At 70.4% G+C, this 16,141-nt stretch carries 18 protein-coding genes; 10 read left to right on the top strand and 8 right to left on the bottom strand.

The features are described from left to right. The first annotated feature begins 15 nt into the window (after positions 1 to 15). From galT to ACZ6D7_RS12885, 5 genes are all read left to right on the top strand, one after another. A complete protein-coding gene (gene galT, locus ACZ6D7_RS12905; protein WP_469488446.1) occupies positions 16 to 1,074 on the top strand; it encodes a galactose-1-phosphate uridylyltransferase in 1,059 nt (352 codons plus the stop codon). Further along, positions 1,074 to 2,045 carry a UDP-glucose 4-epimerase GalE gene (gene galE, locus ACZ6D7_RS12900; RefSeq protein WP_469488443.1) on the top strand — a complete coding sequence of 324 codons (972 nt, stop codon included), beginning with the start codon at positions 1,074 to 1,076 and terminating at the stop codon, positions 2,043 to 2,045. The genes galT and galE overlap by 1 nt, the downstream gene beginning before the upstream one ends. Beyond that, positions 2,045 to 3,208: a galactokinase gene (gene galK / locus ACZ6D7_RS12895; protein ID WP_469488440.1), complete on the top strand. Its 1,164-nt coding sequence runs from the start codon at positions 2,045 to 2,047 to the stop codon at positions 3,206 to 3,208. The genes galE and galK overlap by 1 nt, the downstream gene beginning before the upstream one ends. A gap of 123 nt (positions 3,209 to 3,331) precedes the next feature. After that, positions 3,332 to 3,784 carry a hypothetical protein gene (locus ACZ6D7_RS12890; protein WP_469488437.1) on the top strand — a complete coding sequence of 151 codons (453 nt, stop codon included), beginning with the start codon at positions 3,332 to 3,334 and terminating at the stop codon, positions 3,782 to 3,784. Positions 3,785 to 3,844: 60 nt separating this feature from the next. Next, entirely contained in the window at positions 3,845 to 4,465 is a 621-nt protein-coding gene (locus ACZ6D7_RS12885; RefSeq protein ID WP_469488432.1) for a hypothetical protein, read from the top strand. Between the two features lie 10 nt (positions 4,466 to 4,475). On the opposite strand, the gene ACZ6D7_RS12880 is transcribed toward ACZ6D7_RS12885, so the two are convergent. Beyond that, positions 4,476 to 4,931, bottom strand: coding sequence for a GNAT family N-acetyltransferase (locus tag ACZ6D7_RS12880; protein ID WP_469489396.1), 456 nt, complete (start codon positions 4,929 to 4,931; stop codon positions 4,476 to 4,478). Between the two features lie 269 nt (positions 4,932 to 5,200). On the opposite strand from ACZ6D7_RS12880, the gene ACZ6D7_RS12875 reads away from it, so the two are divergent. Continuing rightward, positions 5,201 to 5,971: a LuxR C-terminal-related transcriptional regulator gene (locus tag ACZ6D7_RS12875; RefSeq protein ID WP_469488429.1), complete on the top strand. Its 771-nt coding sequence runs from the start codon at positions 5,201 to 5,203 to the stop codon at positions 5,969 to 5,971. Positions 5,972 to 6,010: 39 nt separating this feature from the next. On the opposite strand, the gene tamR is transcribed toward ACZ6D7_RS12875, so the two are convergent. Continuing rightward, positions 6,011 to 6,508: a MarR family transcriptional regulator TamR gene (gene tamR / locus ACZ6D7_RS12870; RefSeq protein ID WP_469488427.1), complete on the bottom strand. Its 498-nt coding sequence runs from the start codon at positions 6,506 to 6,508 to the stop codon at positions 6,011 to 6,013. A gap of 134 nt (positions 6,509 to 6,642) precedes the next feature. Between tamR and ACZ6D7_RS12865 the strand changes: the two genes are divergently transcribed. From ACZ6D7_RS12865 to ACZ6D7_RS12855, 3 genes are all read left to right on the top strand, one after another. Continuing rightward, on the top strand, positions 6,643 to 7,446 hold the full coding sequence (locus ACZ6D7_RS12865) for a trans-aconitate 2-methyltransferase (RefSeq protein ID WP_469488424.1): 804 nt from the start codon (positions 6,643 to 6,645) through the stop codon (positions 7,444 to 7,446). Next, positions 7,443 to 7,805 (top strand): VOC family protein, encoded by a 363-nt coding sequence (locus ACZ6D7_RS12860; protein ID WP_469488421.1) that lies wholly within the window; start codon positions 7,443 to 7,445, stop codon positions 7,803 to 7,805. Before ACZ6D7_RS12865 ends, ACZ6D7_RS12860 begins: the two co-directional genes overlap by 4 nt. A 68-nt stretch (positions 7,806 to 7,873) precedes the next feature. After that, entirely contained in the window at positions 7,874 to 8,047 is a 174-nt protein-coding gene (locus ACZ6D7_RS12855; RefSeq protein ID WP_469488418.1) for a CsbD family protein, read from the top strand. A 113-nt stretch (positions 8,048 to 8,160) separates the two neighbouring features. On the opposite strand, the gene ACZ6D7_RS12850 is transcribed toward ACZ6D7_RS12855, so the two are convergent. Then, on the bottom strand, positions 8,161 to 8,841 hold the full coding sequence (locus tag ACZ6D7_RS12850) for a TetR family transcriptional regulator (protein ID WP_469488416.1): 681 nt from the start codon (positions 8,839 to 8,841) through the stop codon (positions 8,161 to 8,163). Continuing rightward, positions 8,838 to 9,845, bottom strand: a complete 1,008-nt coding sequence (locus tag ACZ6D7_RS12845; protein ID WP_469488412.1) for an acyl-CoA desaturase — start codon at positions 9,843 to 9,845, stop codon at positions 8,838 to 8,840. Before ACZ6D7_RS12845 ends, ACZ6D7_RS12850 begins: the two co-directional genes overlap by 4 nt. A 302-nt stretch (positions 9,846 to 10,147) precedes the next feature. Here ACZ6D7_RS12845 and ppc point away from each other — a divergent pair, with 302 nt between their 5' ends. Then, positions 10,148 to 12,877, top strand: coding sequence for a phosphoenolpyruvate carboxylase (gene ppc / locus ACZ6D7_RS12840; RefSeq protein WP_469488409.1), 2,730 nt, complete (start codon positions 10,148 to 10,150; stop codon positions 12,875 to 12,877). Between the two features lie 134 nt (positions 12,878 to 13,011). Here ppc and ACZ6D7_RS12835 read toward each other — a convergent pair whose 3' ends face one another. The 4 genes from ACZ6D7_RS12835 to ACZ6D7_RS12820 form a co-directional block, all read right to left on the bottom strand. After that, entirely contained in the window at positions 13,012 to 13,596 is a 585-nt protein-coding gene (locus tag ACZ6D7_RS12835; protein WP_469488406.1) for a hypothetical protein, read from the bottom strand. Between the two features lie 53 nt (positions 13,597 to 13,649). Then, the gene (gene pth, locus ACZ6D7_RS12830) at positions 13,650 to 14,252 is read right to left on the bottom strand and encodes an aminoacyl-tRNA hydrolase (RefSeq protein WP_469488403.1); all 603 of its coding nucleotides are present in this window, start codon (positions 14,250 to 14,252) and stop codon (positions 13,650 to 13,652) included. Between the two features lie 99 nt (positions 14,253 to 14,351). Then, entirely contained in the window at positions 14,352 to 14,951 is a 600-nt protein-coding gene (locus ACZ6D7_RS12825; protein ID WP_469488400.1) for a 50S ribosomal protein L25/general stress protein Ctc, read from the bottom strand. A gap of 206 nt (positions 14,952 to 15,157) precedes the next feature. Beyond that, positions 15,158 to 16,132 carry a ribose-phosphate diphosphokinase gene (locus ACZ6D7_RS12820; RefSeq protein WP_469488395.1) on the bottom strand — a complete coding sequence of 325 codons (975 nt, stop codon included), beginning with the start codon at positions 16,130 to 16,132 and terminating at the stop codon, positions 15,158 to 15,160. Between the last annotated feature and the right edge of the window lie 9 nt (positions 16,133 to 16,141).

The raw sequence follows: 16,141 nt of genomic DNA, 5'->3' as shown, positions 1-16,141 counted from the left end.
GGATGGAGTGTCGCGGTGAAGAAGACCTCGACCCGCTTGGCCGACGGTCGTGAGCTGATCTACTACGACCTGCGGGACGACTCGGTTCGCGACGCGGTGGACCGACGCCCGCTGGACCGCACGGTCACCACTTCGGAGGTACGCCGGGACCCGCTGCTCGGCGACTCGGTCGCGATCGCCTCCCACCGGCAGGGGCGCACCTACCACCCGCCGGCCGACGAGTGCCCCCTGTGCCCGTCCCAGGGCGACCGGCTCAGCGAGATCCCGGACTCCTCGTACGACGTCGTCGTGTTCGAGAACCGATTCCCCTCGCTGGCCGGCGACTCCGGGCGGTGCGAGGTGGTCTGCTTCACCTCCGACCACGACGCGTCCTTCGCCGACCTCACCGAGGAGCAGGCACGGCTCGTCCTGGACGCGTGGACGGACCGGACGTCCGAGCTGTCGCATCTGCCCTCCGTCGAGCAGGTCTTCTGCTTCGAGAACCGGGGTGCCGAGATCGGTGTGACACTGGGTCACCCGCACGGGCAGATCTACGCCTACCCGTTCACCACTCCGCGCACGGCGCTGATGCTGCGTTCACTGGCGGCCCACAAGGACGCCACCGGCGGCGAGAACCTCTTCGACGCCGTCCTGGAGCGTGAACTCGCCGACGAGCGGGTCGTCCTGGAGGGTGAACACTGGGTCGCCTTCGTGCCGTACGCGGCGCACTGGCCGTACGAGGTGCACCTGTACCCGAAGCGGCGCGTGCCCGACCTGCTGGCGCTGGACGAGGCCGCGCGCACAGAGTTCCCCAAGGTGTACCTGGAACTCTTGAGGCGCTTCGACCGTATCTTCGGTGAGGGTGAGCCGCCGACGCCGTACATCGCCGCATGGCACCAGGCGCCGTTCGGTCAGCTGGAGGAGTTCGAGTGTGTCAACCGTGACGACTTCGGGCTGCATCTCGAGCTTTTCACCATCCGCCGGACGTCCGGCAAGCTGAAGTTCCTCGCGGGCTCCGAATCCGGCATGAACGTGTTCATCAACGACGTGCCGCCGGAGCGCGCGGCCGAGCGACTGCGAGAGGTAGCGAGTTGATGAGCAGCGGAAAGTATCTGGTCACGGGCGGTGCGGGGTACGTCGGCAGCGTGGTCGCCCAGCACCTGCTGGAGGCGGGGCACGAGGTCGTCGTCCTCGACAACCTCTCCACCGGCTTCCGCGAGGGCGTCCCGTCCGGAGCCTCCTTCATCGAGGGCGACATCCGCGACGCCGGGAAGTGGCTCGACGCCTCCTTCGACGCCGTGCTCCACTTCGCCGCGTCCTCGCAGGTCGGCGAGTCCGTCGTCAAGCCCGAGAAGTACTGGGACAACAACGTCGGCGGTTCCATGGCCCTCCTCGGCGCCATGCGCGAGGCGGGCGTGCGCCGGCTCGTCTTCTCCTCCACCGCCGCGACCTACGGCGAGCCGGAGCAGGTCCCGATCGTGGAGACCGCCCCGACCAAGCCCACCAACCCCTACGGCGCCTCCAAGCTCGCCGTCGACCACATGATCACCGGCGAGGCCGCCGCCCACGGGCTGGCCGCCGTCTCGCTGCGCTACTTCAACGTGGCCGGCGCGTACGGCGCCCAGGGCGAGCGCCACGACCCCGAGTCCCACCTCATCCCGCTCGTCCTCCAGGTCGCGCAGGGCCGCCGCGAGGCCATCTCCGTCTTCGGCGACGACTACCCGACCCCGGACGGCACCTGCGTCCGCGACTACATCCACGTCGCCGACCTCGCCGAGGCCCACCTGCTCGCCGTCGCCGCCGCCAAGCCCGGCGAGCACCTCATCTGCAACCTGGGCAACGGCAACGGCTTCTCGGTCCGCGAGGTCGTCGAGACCGTCCGCAAGGTCACCGGGCACCCGATCCCCGAGGTCGTGGCCCCGCGCCGGGGCGGCGACCCGGCCGTCCTGGTCGCCTCCGCGGCCACCGCCCGCGAGCAGCTGGGCTGGAACCCGTCCCGCGCGGATCTCGCGGGTATCGTCGCGGACGCGTGGGAGTTCGCGCAGCACATCGCGAAGGAGCAGTAGTGGGGGCACAGCAGGTGCAGCACGTCCGGGACGCGTTCGAGGCGCTGTTCGGCACGGGACCCGACGGCGTCTGGGCGGCCCCCGGCCGCGTCAACCTCATCGGCGAGCACACCGACTACAACGACGGCTTCGTGATGCCCTTCGCGCTGCCGCACACCGCGCTCGCGGCCGTCGCCCGCCGCGACGACGGCCGACTGCGGCTGCACTCGGCGGACATCGAGGGCGGCGTGGCCGAGCTGGAGCTGGACGCGCTCGCCCCCGCGTCGGACGACGACTGGACGGCGTACCCGGCGGGCGTCGTCTGGGCCCTGCGCGAGGCCGGCCACGCGATCACCGGCGCGGACATCCACCTCACCTCGACGGTCCCGACGGGCGCGGGCCTGTCCTCCTCGGCGGCCCTGGAGGTCGTCGTCGCCCTCGCGCTGAACGACCTGTACGACCTCGGCCTCCAGCGCTGGCAGCTGGCCCGCCTCTGCCAGCGCGCCGAGAACGTCTACGTGGGTGCCCCCACCGGCATCATGGACCAGACCGCGTCCGCCTGCTGCGAGGCCGGCCACGCCCTGTTCCTCGACACCCGGGACCTCTCCCAGAAGCAGATCCCCTTCGACCTCGCCGCCGAGGGCCTGCGCCTGCTGGTCGTCGACACCCAGGTCAAGCACGCCCACAGCGGCGGCGAGTACGGCAAGCGCCGGGAAGGCTGCGAGAAGGGCGCCGCCCTCCTCGGTGTCGACGCCCTGCGCGACATCCCGTACGCCGACCTGGACTCGGCGCTGGCCCGCCTGGGGGACGAGGAGGAGGTCCGCCGCCTGGTCCGCCACGTGGTCACGGAGGACGCCCGCGTCGAGCGCGTCGTCTCGCTCCTCGAAGCCGGCGACACGCGTGCCATCGGCCCGATCCTGAACGAGGGCCACGCCTCCCTCCGCGACGACTTCCGCGTCTCCTGCCCCGAGCTGGACCTCGTCGTCGACACGGCCGCGACCGCCGGTGCCCTCGGCGCCCGCATGACCGGCGGCGGCTTCGGCGGCTCGGCGATCGTCCTCACGGAGACCACCGACGTCGACACCATCACGAAGTCCGTCCACGAGGCGTTCGCGGCGGCGGGCTACACGGCGCCCCGGGTGTTCGAGGCGGTCCCTTCGGCGGGTGCACGACGGGTGAACTGACCCCTCCTGCGGACCTGTTCCCGGCCCCTTCCCGGCCCTTTCCCGGCCCCGTACGCGATCCGACGCGTGCGGGGCCGGTAATGTTCATGGCGATCTAAGGGCGCCCAGGGGGACGGGACCGCGATGACCGAGCAGGAGATCGTCAGACAGCTCGACGGTCGTGGGCAGGTCGTGTTCCACGCCGGTCGTCCCGGTGCGGCGCGGCGGCGGCGGATCGAGGACGTGATCCATCAGCTCGGCTATCGGCTGCTGTCCATCGAGAACCTCGGCGCCGCGGGCATCCGGATGCGGTGCGAACGCGACGACGCCCCCCACGCCCGCCGCCGCGCCGAGCAGACCGTCGAGCGGCTCCGGGGCGGCGGGCCCGTGCTGCCGGAGTTCACGGAGGCACCGCCTCCGCCGCCCGGCCCGCCGCCCCCGGTCGGGCCGCCCGCTCCGCCCCGGGCGCGGTTCCAGGTGCCCGACGGGCCGCCTCCGCCGCCGCCCGTCGTGGGGGCCCCGCGGCCGAGGGTTCCGCCCCGGCCCGCCCACCCGCCGCCCCCTCCGCCACCGCCTGCCGTCCCTCCGGCGGGCTGAGTACCGGAACTGAGTACGAACGCTCAGGAAACCGCAGGTCGGGTCGGTCAGGGTGGGGGCATGACGACATCGATGCCCCCGGCCCCTCCGCAGCAGCCCCCGACCGGCCGGCGTTCCCCGAGGGTTGCGGTTCTCGTCGTGGTGGTGCTGGTCCTGCTGGCCGGGGCCGGGTTCGCCGCGTGGCGGGCGACCGCCGGTGACGGGGGCCCGTTGGACGGGCGGCCCCGGGTGACGGACGACGCCGCCGGGATCTCGTACGGGATCCCCGAGGGGTGGAAGCCCGGAGGCGAGGAGGATCTGATCGACGCGTTCACCTCCACCGTCGCGCGGAGGATGGACGAGGACGGCGGCTGTGTCGTGCTGGCAGGGCGCGGTGGGGCCGTCCCGAAGGATCAGCTAAAGGCGCGGGCCGAGTCCGCGGCGCGTTCCAACGCCGCGTTCTTCTATCCGGACGGCAGTTCGAGCGTCGAGGAGTCGCGGGCGGTCGAGGTCGACGGGCGGCCCGCCCACACCGTCGCGCTGAAGGTCGCGGACGGGCAGGGCGGCACCGGCCATCTGCGGCTGACGCTCATCTCCGTGGACGACAGCCGCTCCGCGTTCCTGCTCGGTGTCGCCCAGCCAGGCGGGACGCAGGAGGAGCGGGAGGTCGACGCCGTACTGGAGAGCGCCGCCCTCCTGTGAACCCCCGGGCTCATCCCATCCGCTTGGTCAGCGTGTACTCCGTCAGCCCTGGCGGATAGTCCTCGATCACGCACACCACCTCGTAGCCCTGCTTCCGGTAGAAGCCGGGGGCCTGGAAGTCCCAGGTCTCCAGGCGGACATGGCGGCAGCCGCGCTCGTCGAGGGCGATGCGTTCCGCCTCCGCGAGGAGGCGGGTGCCCAGACCCGTGCCGCGGTGGCGCTCGTCCACCCACAGGTAGGTGACGTGCAGCCAGGTCGCCCACGTGTGGCCGACCAGCCCGCCGGCCAGGGCGCCCTCGCAGTCCGACGCCCAGACGTGCAGCGGCACCTCGCGCTCGCCGGGCGTGCCGCGCAGCGCGCGCAGGACCGGGGAGGCGGCCGTATTGGTGTCGAGGAGCCGGGAACGGAGAAGATCGCGCCGAGCCCTGTCGACTTCTGTCTCAAGACGAAACATGCGGCACACCATAAACGCGCTGGCCAACCAGTTCTGCAATTTCGCTTCCGCTGCCCGCCCACGGCCCTACCCTGTGAACAGCGCCGGTGGGGGCCGGTGCTGATCAGGGGGCGAGACAGTCGGGTACGACGCCCGCGGTGGGGGTAGCAGTCTCTGCACGGCGGCGGCCGTGCGGCAGTTGGCATCCTCTCCGGGCGTCGTACCCGCGCAGGTCGTCGTTCTCCGTCTCCGGACCTTGGGGTATCCCCTGCTCTGACAAGGAGCTTGGGGAAGGGGGTTTCGTGGTTCGCATCCGAGTCCTGGTCGTCGACGACCACCGTATCTTCGCCGAGTCGCTCGCCGCGGCGCTCGCCGCCGAGCCGGACGTGGACGTCTCCGCGGCCGGCAGCGGCCCGGCGGCGCTGCGCAGTCTGGAGCGCGCGGCCGCCGAGGGGCGCCGCTACGACGTGCTGCTCGTCGACGCCGATCTCGGCACCGGCCTGCCGGGCATACGGCCGGCGGTGCCCGTGCAGGAGGTCGGTGAGGACGGGCTGGTCGACGGGATCTCGCTCGTCGCCGGGGTACGCGGCGCACAGCCGCACGTCCGGATCGTCGTCCTCGCCGAGAAGGACGACCCGCGCCGCGCGGCCCTCGCCCTCCAGGCCGGCGCCTCCGGCTGGGTGGCGAAGGACTGCTCGCTGTCCCGGCTGCTCACCGTCATCCGCGGGGTGCTGCGCGAGGAGACCCATCTGCCTCCGGCCCTGCTCACGGGCGTCCTGCGGGAGCTGACGGCCGCCCGCAAACACCGCACCGAGAGCGAGCGGCTGGTGGAGTCCCTCACGCCGAGGGAGCGGGAAGTCCTGCGGTGCATGGTCGCCGGGCTGGGCCGTAAGGCCGTCGCCGAACGGCTGTTCCTCTCCCCGCACACCGTCCGCACCCATATGCAGAACGTCCTCGGCAAGCTCGGCGTCCACTCCACGCTCGCCGCGGTCGCGCTCGCGCGCCGGGCCGGCGTGGGGCCCGTGGACCTGGGGCCGGCCGGGCGGATCATGTCGGAGGAGAGCAGCGCCTGACCGGCGTGCGGGGGCGGCGCGCGGGGCGCCGCCCCGGCCTCAGCCCGGGATGTTGTCGAACGGCGCGGTCAGCTGGCGGAGCAGCGCCGCCAGCTCGGCCCGCTGGGCGTGCGACAGCTCAGCCAGGATCGCCCGCTCCTGGGCGAGCAGTCCGGCGAGCGCCTGGTCGGCGCGGTCCTTGCCGTCGTCCGTGAGCCGGACCAGCACACCGCGCCGGTCGCTCGGATCCGGCAGCCGCTCCACCAGGCCCTTCTTGGCCAGCCGGTCGATACGGTTCGTCATCGTGCCCGACGTGACCAGCGTCTGCGTCAGCAACTGCCCCGGCGAGAGCTGGTAGGGGCCGCCCGCGCGCCGGAGCGCCGTCAGGACGTCGAACTCCCAGGGCTCCAGCTGGTGCTCGGAGAACGCCAGGCGGCGCGCGCGGTCCAGATGCCGGGCCAGTCTGCTCACCCGGCTCAGCACTTCCAGCGGCTCCACGTCGAGGTCCGGGCGCTCCCGGCGCCACGCTGCGACCAGCCGATCGACCTCGTCCTCCATGGCGATCAGTGTAGTGGTTGTGTCGACATGAAGTCTCTTGATATCGAGTCTCTTGATATCGAGCCGCTTGATAGCGATCCTATTGATATCAAGTCTCTTGACGTCGAGATAAAAATCGCGAGAAGGTGACATCCATGACGACCAACCCCACCTGGGACCCCGCCCAGTACCTCCGTCACGCCGGCCACCGCGCCCGCCCCTTCGCCGACCTCCTCGCCCGCGTCCCGGCCCTGCCCGGCGACCCGCCCCGCATCGCCGACCTCGGCTGCGGCCCCGGCAACGTCACCACCGTCCTCGCCGACCGCTGGCCCACCGCCCGCATCACCGGCTACGACAACTCCGCGCAGATGCTCGCCGACGCCCAGGCGCACGCCGGCGCCCGCCTCGACTTCGCGTACGCCGACCTCGCCACCTGGACGCCGGCGGAGACGTACGACCTCATCGTCTCGAACGCCGCCCTCCACTGGGTCCCCGGCCACCTCGACGCCTTCCCCGCCTGGCTCGACGGCCTCGCCCCCGGCGGCACCTTCGCCTTCCAGGTCCCCCACAACAGCGACGCGCCCCTGCACGCCCTCATGCGCGAACTCGCCCGCACCCCCCGCTGGCGCGCCCGCCTCGCCGACGTCCTGCGCCACGAGGACTCCGTCCACGCCCCCGGCCTCTACCTCGACCGGCTGGCCCGCCTCGGCTGCGCGACCGACGTCTGGACCACCACCTACCATCACGTCCTGCCCGGCGAGGACCCCGTCCTCGACTGGGTCAAGGGCACCGGACTGCGCCCCGCCCTCGACGCCCTCGCCGACGACCCCGAGGCCCGCGACGCCTTCCTCACCGAGTACCGCGACCTGCTCCGCAAGGCCTACCCCCGCGCCGAGTACGGCACGGTCCTGCCGTTCCGCCGGCTGTTCGCCGTGGCAACCAAGGAGGTGGCGCGATGATCGTCGCCGTGGACCACGTCCAGCTCGCCGCCCCGCCCGGCTCCGAGGAACTCCTGCGCCTCTTCTACACCGATGTCCTCGGCATGACCGAGATCCCCAAGCCGCCCGTGCTCGCCGCACGCGGCGGCTGCTGGTTCCAGGCGGGCACGGTCCAGCTGCACGTGGGCGTCGAGACCGGCTTCCGGCCCTCGGCGAAGGCCCACCCGGGCCTCAGGGTCGCCGGCATCGTGGACTACGCCGGCCGGCTGGAGTCCCACGGGGTGAACATCGCCTGGGACGACGACCTGCCGGGACACGACCGCTTCTACGCCTGGGACCCCGTCGGCAACCGGCTGGAGTTCCTGGAGCCCGGTGGGTGACGTTTGAACTGTGCGCCTGCGGTCACTCGAACAGACGTCCAGATCGGGCGATGCCGGGAGTGATCATTGTGGCGAAGGAGCAGAAGGCCAAGGCCAAGAAGGAACAGATCAAGGGCAAGGCCAAGGAAGTCGCCGGCCGCGCCACGGGCGACGTGGGGGTGGAGGTCAAGGGCCGCGCCGGGCAGTCCAAGGGCGACGCGCGCCAGGCCAAGGAGAAGACGAAGGACGTCTTCAAGCCCTGACGTCTTCACACCGACGTCTTCAGAACACACCGACGTCCTCAGAACACCGACGTCATCACACACTGATGAGCCGACGTCCCGTGGGCCCGACCGTCGAGGGGGCCCACGGGACGTCACGCCTTCCGGCGCCCTATGAGGTGCGGCTTGGCCTCCAGGCCGTCCAGCCCGTGCCATGCCAGATTCACCAGATGCGCCGCGACCTCCGCCTTCTTCGGGCGGCGCACGTCCAGCCACCACTGACCGGTCAGCGCGACCATCCCGACCAGCGCCTGCGCGTACAGCGGAGCCAGCTTCGGATCGAAACCGCGGCTCTTGAACTCACGGCCCAGGATGTCCTCCACCTGGGTGGCGATGTCCGAGATCAGCGACGCGAACGAACCCGTCGACTGGGGGATGGGCGAGTCACGGACCAGGATCCGGAACCCGTCCGTGCACTCCTCGATGTAGTCCAGCAACGCGAAAGCCGCCTGCTCCAACAGCTCACGCGGATGGCCGGCCGTCAGCGAGCCCGTCACCATGTCCAGCAGCCGCCGCATCTCCCGGTCCACGACCACCGCGTACAGCCCCTCCTTGCCGCCGAAGTGCTCGTACACCACCGGCTTGGACACCCCGGCCTTCGCCGCGATCTCCTCCACCGACGTGCCCTCGAAACCCTTCGCCGCGAACAGCGTGCGACCGATCTCGAGCAACTGCTGCCGACGCTCCGCCCCCGTCATCCGGGTGCGACGCGCGCGTCTGGGCTTCGCTTCGTTGCTCGGGGTGCTGCTGGGATCGGTCGCCACGCCGTCCATCATGCCGCGTCGGCCGTCACCTTCCGGCGCCGGGAGCCGTCCTCACCCGCGTTGCGACGCGAATCGATACGCGAGCGTGACGGCCAGCGCACGTCGTACGCCCAGCCCAGCATCTCGAACCAGCGGATGAACCGCGCCGAGGAGTCCACCTGCCCCCGCTCCACCCCGTGCCGCGCCGACGTCGGGTCCGCGTGGTGCAGGTTGTGCCAGGACTCGCCACAGGACAGCACCGCCAGCCACCACACGTTCCCCGAACGGTCCCGCGACTTGAACGGCCGCTTCCCCACCGCGTGACAGATCGAGTTGATCGACCACGTCACGTGATGCAACAGCGCCACCCGCACCAGCGAACCCCAGAAGAACGCCGTGAACGCGCCCCACCAGGACATCGTCACCAGCCCGCCCACCAGCGGCGGGATCGCCAGCGACAGCACCGTCCAGAAGATGAACTGACGCGAGATCGCCCGGATCGCCCGGTCCTTGATCAGATCCGGCGCGTACTTGTCCTGCGGGGTCTGCTCCTCGTCGAACATCCATCCGATGTGCGCCCACCACAGGCCCTTCATCAGCGCCGGGACCGTCTCCCCGAACCGCCACGGCGAGTGCGGGTCACCCTCCGCGTCCGAGAACTTGTGGTGCTTGCGGTGGTCCGCCACCCAGCGGACCAGCGGACCCTCCACCGCCAGCGACCCCATGACCGCCAGCGCGATCCGCAGCGGCCGCTTCGCCTTGAAGGAACCATGCGTGAAGTAACGGTGGAAACCGATCGTGATGCCGTGGCAGCCGAGGAAGTACATGAAGACCAGCAGACCGAGGTCCAGCCAGCTCACCCCCCACCCCCACGCCAGCGGCACCGCCGCGAGCAGCGCGAGGAACGGCACAACGATGAAGAGCAGAAGGGTGATCTGCTCCAGCGAACGCTTCTTCTCGCCACCGAGCGTGGCAGAGGGCAGTGGAGAGCCGTCCGCCCCCGGGGCGTCGTCGATCACATCGGAACTCGTGGTCATGCGTGTCCCCTGTGGGGTCGAGGGTGGTGGCGGGTCGCCGGGTCACGGCCACTGTCGCAGTCAGGTATGTACAGCTTCCTACGGTTCCGTAACCTACGGCATCGTAAGTATGGCAGTGCGCTGCTCAGCGGCAAGAGCCCGTGTCTGCGCGTCCGACCCGGCACCTATCCTTGGAGACGGTCGGACAGCGCGGTCCGCTCTGTTTTCTTCCCGGATGTCCGGCCCGTATGCGGCACACCGCCGCGCGGACCACACCCGGGTTCCCTCCCGGACGAGCTTCAACACTGCAAGGAGCCGCACCTGTGAGCAGTGCCGACGACCAGACGACGACCAGCCCCGAGCTGCGCGCCGACATCCGCCGACTGGGTGACCTCCTGGGTGAGACCCTCGTCCGGCAGGAGGGCACCGAGCTGCTCGACCTGGTCGAGAAGGTCCGCCGCCTCACCCGCGAGGACGGCGAAGCCGCCGCCGAACTGCTGCGCGGCACCGAACTCGAGACCGCGGCCAAGCTGGTCCGCGCCTTCTCCACCTACTTCCACCTCGCCAACGTCACCGAGCAGGTGCACCGCGGCCGCGAACTGCGCGCCAAGCGCGCCGCCGAAGGCGGCCTCCTCGCCCGCACCGCCGACCGCCTCAAGGACGCCGACCCCGACCACGTCCGCGAAACGGTCCGCCACCTCAACGTCCGCCCGGTCTTCACCGCGCACCCCACCGAAGCCGCCCGCCGGTCGGTACTGAACAAGCTCCGGCGCATCGCCGCGCTGCTGGAGACCCCGGTCATCGAGTCCGACCGCCGGCGCCTCGACACCCGCCTCGCCGAGAACATCGACCTCGTCTGGCAGACCGACGAACTGCGCGTCGTCCGCCCCGAGCCCGCCGACGAGGCCCGCAACGCCATCTACTACCTCGACGAACTCCACGCCGGCGCCGTCGGCGACGTCCTGGAGGACCTCACCTCCGAACTGGAACGCGTCGGCGTCCACCTCCCCGAGCACACCCGCCCCCTCACCTTCGGCACCTGGATCGGCGGCGACCGCGACGGCAACCCCAACGTCACCCCCCAGGTGACCTGGGACGTCCTCATCCTCCAGCACGAACACGGCATCAACGACGCCCTGGAGATGGTCGACGAACTCCGCGGCTTCCTCTCCAACTCCATCCGCTACACCGGCGCCACCGAGGACCTCCTGGAGTCCCTCCAGGCCGACCTGGAACGCCTCCCCGAGATCAGCCCCCGCTACAAGCGCCTCAACGCCGAGGAGCCCTACCGGCTCAAGGCCACCTGCATCCGGCAGAAGCTCGAGAACACCAAGCAGCGCCTCGCCAAGGGCACCCCGCACCAGCCCGGCCGCGACTACCTCGGCACCAGCGAACTGCTCCAGGACCTCACCCTCATCCAGACCTCCCTGCGCGCACACCGCGGCGGACTCTTCGCGGACGGCCGCCTCAACCGCACCCTCCGCACCCTCGCCGCCTTCGGCCTCCAGCTCGCCACCATGGACGTCCGCGAACACGCCGACGCCCACCACCACGCCCTCGGCCAGCTCTTCGACCGACTCGGCGAGGAGTCCTGGCGCTACGCCGACATGCCCCGCGACTACCGCACCAAGCTCCTCGCCAAGGAACTGCGGTCCCGGCGCCCGCTGGCCGGCACCCCGGCCCCCGTCGACGCCGCCGGCGAGAAGACCCTCGGCGTCTTCCTCACCGTCAAGCGCGCCCTGGAGGTCTTCGGACCCGAGGTCATCGAGTCGTACATCATCTCCATGTGCCAGGGCGCCGACGACGTCTTCGCCGCCGCCGTCCTCGCCCGCGAGGCAGGCCTCATCGACCTCCACGCCGGCTGGGCCAAGATCGGCATCGTGCCCCTCCTGGAGACCACCGACGAGCTGAAGGCCGCCGACACCATCCTCGAGGAGATGCTCGCCGACCCCTCCTACCGACGGCTCGTCGCCCTGCGCGGCGACGTCCAGGAGGTCATGCTCGGCTACTCCGACTCCTCCAAGTTCGGCGGCATCACCACCTCCCAGTGGGAGATCCACCGCGCACAGAGGCGCCTGCGCGACGTCGCCCACCGCTACGGCGTCCGCCTCCGGCTCTTCCACGGCCGCGGCGGCACCGTCGGCCGCGGCGGCGGCCCCTCCCACGACGCGATCCTCGCCCAGCCCTGGGGCACCCTGGAAGGCGAGATCAAGGTCACCGAACAGGGCGAGGTCATCTCCGACAAGTACCTCATCCCCTCCCTGGCCAGGGAGAACCTGGAACTGACGGTCGCCGCCACCCTCCAGGCCTCCGCCCTGCACACCTCCCCCCGCCAGTCCGACGAGGCCCTCGCCCGCTGGGACGCCGCCATGGACGTCGTCTCCGACGCGGCACACGCGGCCTACCGCGAACTGGTCGAGGACCCCGACCTGCCGACGTACTTCCTCGCCTCCACGCCGGTCGACCAGCTCGCCGACCTGCACCTGGGCTCGCGGCCCTCCCGCCGCCCCGGCTCGGGCGTCTCGCTCGACGGACTGCGCGCCATCCCGTGGGTCTTCGGCTGGACCCAGTCCCGCCAGATCGTCCCCGGCTGGTACGGCGTCGGCTCCGGCCTCAAGGCCCTGCGCGAGGCCGGCCTCGACACCGTCCTCGACGAGATGCACGAACAGTGGCACTTCTTCCGCAACTTCGTCTCCAACGTCGAGATGACCCTCGCCAAGACCGACCTGCGGATCGCCCAGCACTACGTCGACACCCTCGTCCCCGACGACCTCAAGCACGTCTTCGACCGCATCAAGGCCGAACACGCGCTCACCGTCGCCGAAGTCCTCAAGGTCACCGGCGAGAACGAACTGCTGGACGCCACCCCCGTCCTCAAGCAGACCTTCACCATCCGCGACGCCTACCTGGACCCCATCTCCTACCTCCAGGTCGCACTCCTCAAGCGCCAGCGCGACGCGGCCGCCGCCGGCGCCGAACCCGACCCGCTGCTCGCCCGCGCCCTGCTCCTCACCGTCAACGGTGTCGCCGCGGGCCTGCGCAACACCGGCTGACCCCGTAGCACGACCGAAGGTGCCCCCGAGCGCGCACAGCACTCGGGGGCACCCTCATGTCCACAGAAGACGGGTCCAGGGAAGAAAAAGTCCAGGGAAGAAAAAACAGAAGAAAAAACAGAAGAACAGCCGCCTCAGACCGTCAGGAACGCCGCCGTCAGCAGCGCCACCCCCGACCCCGCCAGCACCCACCCCGCCCGCGTCCGCCCCAGACCGCCCGCCACCACCACCGACGCCAGCAGCAAGGCGCCTCCCATGGGCACCCACGCGTACAGCACCCCGGCAGGACCCGACCGCACCACCTCGTCACCGTCCGGCTTCACGACAACCGTGTACGTCTGCCCCTTCCGCACCGCCACGGACTTCTCGATCACCACCCGCGCGCGTGCCGTCGACCCCTCCGACAACGGCGTGTACGGCCCCGAACACGTCTCGGCACCACACCGCGTCACCACGATCGTGCCCCGCTCCCGGCCCTTCGTCAGCATCACCTGCTGCGCGGTACCCCAGGACCCCCACACCCCCGCGATCAGGATCACCGCGGCGACCACACCCGCCGCCCCGAGCCGCCCGAACCGCAACGCGGCCACGGACAACCGGCCCTGACGGCTCCGGGCGCCACTCTTGCCGCCACCCTTGCCACCGCCCTTGCGCCTCCTGCGGGAGGCGGCCCTGTGACGGTGGGACGAGACTGCTGTGCCAGGCATGGCCGGGATCATTGGCCATGCCTGATCGGCCCGTCAACCTCGACGGGACTCCGCAGGCGGACAAGTCACGAGTTGTACGTGCTTTGCGCCCGCTCCAACCCCTCGATCACCAGACACTCCACCGCGTCCGTCGCCCGGTCCACGAAGTAGTCCAGCTCCTTGCGCTCCGCCGACGAGAAGTCCTTCAGCACGAAGTCCGCCACCTGCATCCGCCCCGGCGGCCGACCGATCCCGAACCGCACCCGGTGATAGTCCGCCCCCATCGCCTTCGTCATCGACTTCAGCCCGTTGTGACCGTTGTCCCCACCACCGAGCTTCAGCCGCAGCACCCCGTAGTCGATGTCCAACTCGTCGTGCACCGCCACGATGTTCCCGACCGGCACCTTGTAGAAGTCCCGCAGGGCATTGACCGGCCCCCCCGACAGATTCATGAACGACATCGGCTTCGCCAGGATCACCCGACGGTTCGCCGGCCCCGGCGGACCGATCCGCCCCTCGACGACCTGCGCCTGCGCCTTCCCCGCCCGCTTGAACCTCCCCCCGATCCGCTCGGCCAGCAGATCCGCCACCATGAACCCCACGTTGTGCCGGTTCATCGCGTACTCCGGCCCGGGATTACCGAGGCCCACCACGAGCCACGGGGCGCTCGCATCGGTCGTCACGTGCATGTCTCCTTGATACGCGTCCTTGAGGCGCCTTGATACACGCCAGCCGCTGCCCCGTACAGGACGGGAACAGCGGCTGACGAAGAACTACGACGGTGAGGATCAGGCCTCGGCGGCCTCTTCGCCCTCGGCGCCCTCGCCCTCCGGGGCCTCCTCCGCCTGCGCGGCCAGGACCTGAAGGACGACCGTGTCGCCGTCGACGGCCAGCGTGGTGCCCTTCGGCAGGGTGATGTCCTTCGCGAGCACCGAGGCACCGGCCTCCAGGCCCTCCACGGACACCGTGACGGCCTCGGGGATGTGCGTCGCCTCGGCCTCGACCGGCAGCGCGTTCAGGACGTGCTCCAGCAGGTTGCCGCCGGCCGCCAGCTCACCCTCGGCGTGCACCGGGATCTCGACCGTGACCTTCTCGCCCCGCTTGACCAGCTGCAGGTCGACGTGCTCCAGGAAACCCTTGATCGGGTCACGCTGCACGGACTTCGGGATCGCCAGCTCGTTGACCTTGCCGTCGATGTCCAGCGAGATCAGGACGTTCGGCGTACGCAGCGCCAGCAGCAGCTCGTGGCCCGGGAGCGTCAGGTGCAGCGGGTCCGAACCGTGGCCGTACAGCACACCGGGGACCTTGCTGTCACGACGGATACGGCGGGCGGCACCCTTGCCGAACTCGGAACGGGTCTCGGCGGAGATCTTTACCTCGGAAGACATGATCACTCCTCGTAGAAACTGGGAACGGACGTGGTCACCCGGCCACGAACGGCCTGCTACGAAGAGCGCGTCGATAACGGACCACCGCATCCGTCCGAAAACGGAGAACGGCCTCCCTCGCCGAGCAACTGAAGCAGTCTACTCGGCGAGGGAGGCCGCAGAAAAATCGATCAGCCTGAACGATCAACCGGAACCACGAACAGGGACTACTGCTCGTCGAACAGGCTCGTCACCGAACCGTCCTCGAACACCTCACGCACCGCGTTCGCGATCGTCGGCGCGATCGACAGCACCGTGATCTTGTCCACCTCCAGCTCACCCGGAGTCGGCAGCGTGTTGGTGAACACGAACTCACTCACCTTCGAGTTCTTCAGACGGTCCGCCGCCGGACCCGACAGCACACCGTGCGTCGCCGTCACGATGACGTCCTCCGCACCGTGCGCGAACAACGCGTCCGCCGCCGCACAGATCGTGCCACCCGTGTCGATCATGTCGTCGACCAGGACACACACCCGGCCCTTGACCTCACCCACGACCTCGTGGACCGTCACCTGGTTCGCCACGTCCTTGTCGCGCCGCTTGTGCACGATCGCCAGCGGCGCACCCAGCCGGTCGCACCAGCGGTCCGCCACCCGCACCCGGCCGGCGTCCGGAGACACCACCGTCAGCTTCGCCTTGTCGACCTTCTGACCGACATAGTCCGCGAGCAGCGGCAGCGCGAAGAGGTGGTCCACCGGGCCGTCGAAGAAGCCCTGGATCTGGTCCGTGTGCAGATCCACGGTCAGGATGCGGTCGGCACCCGCCGTCTTCATCAGGTCCGCGATCAGACGCGCCGAGATCGGCTCACGTCCACGGTGCTTCTTGTCCTGACGGGCGTAACCGTAGAACGGCAGGATCACCGTGATCGAACGGGCCGACGCGCGCTTCAGCGCGTCGATCATGATCAGCTGCTCCATGATCCACTTGTTGATCGGAGCCGTGTGACTCTGGATCAGGAAGCAGTCCGCACCACGCGCCGACTCCTGGTAACGGACATAGATCTCACCGTTGGCGAAGTCGAAGGCCTTCGTCGGGACGACCCCGACACCCAGCTGGTGGGCAACCTCCTCGGCAAGCTCGGGGTGGGCGCGGCCGGAGAAGAACATCATCTTCTTCTCGCCGGTCGTCTTGATCCCGGTCACAGCACTGTC

The sequence above is a fragment of the Streptomyces sp. NPDC041784 genome, assembly GCF_055591025.1.
Note: the sequence above shows the minus strand (reverse complement) of the source record. Positions and strands in the feature narration are given on the sequence as shown.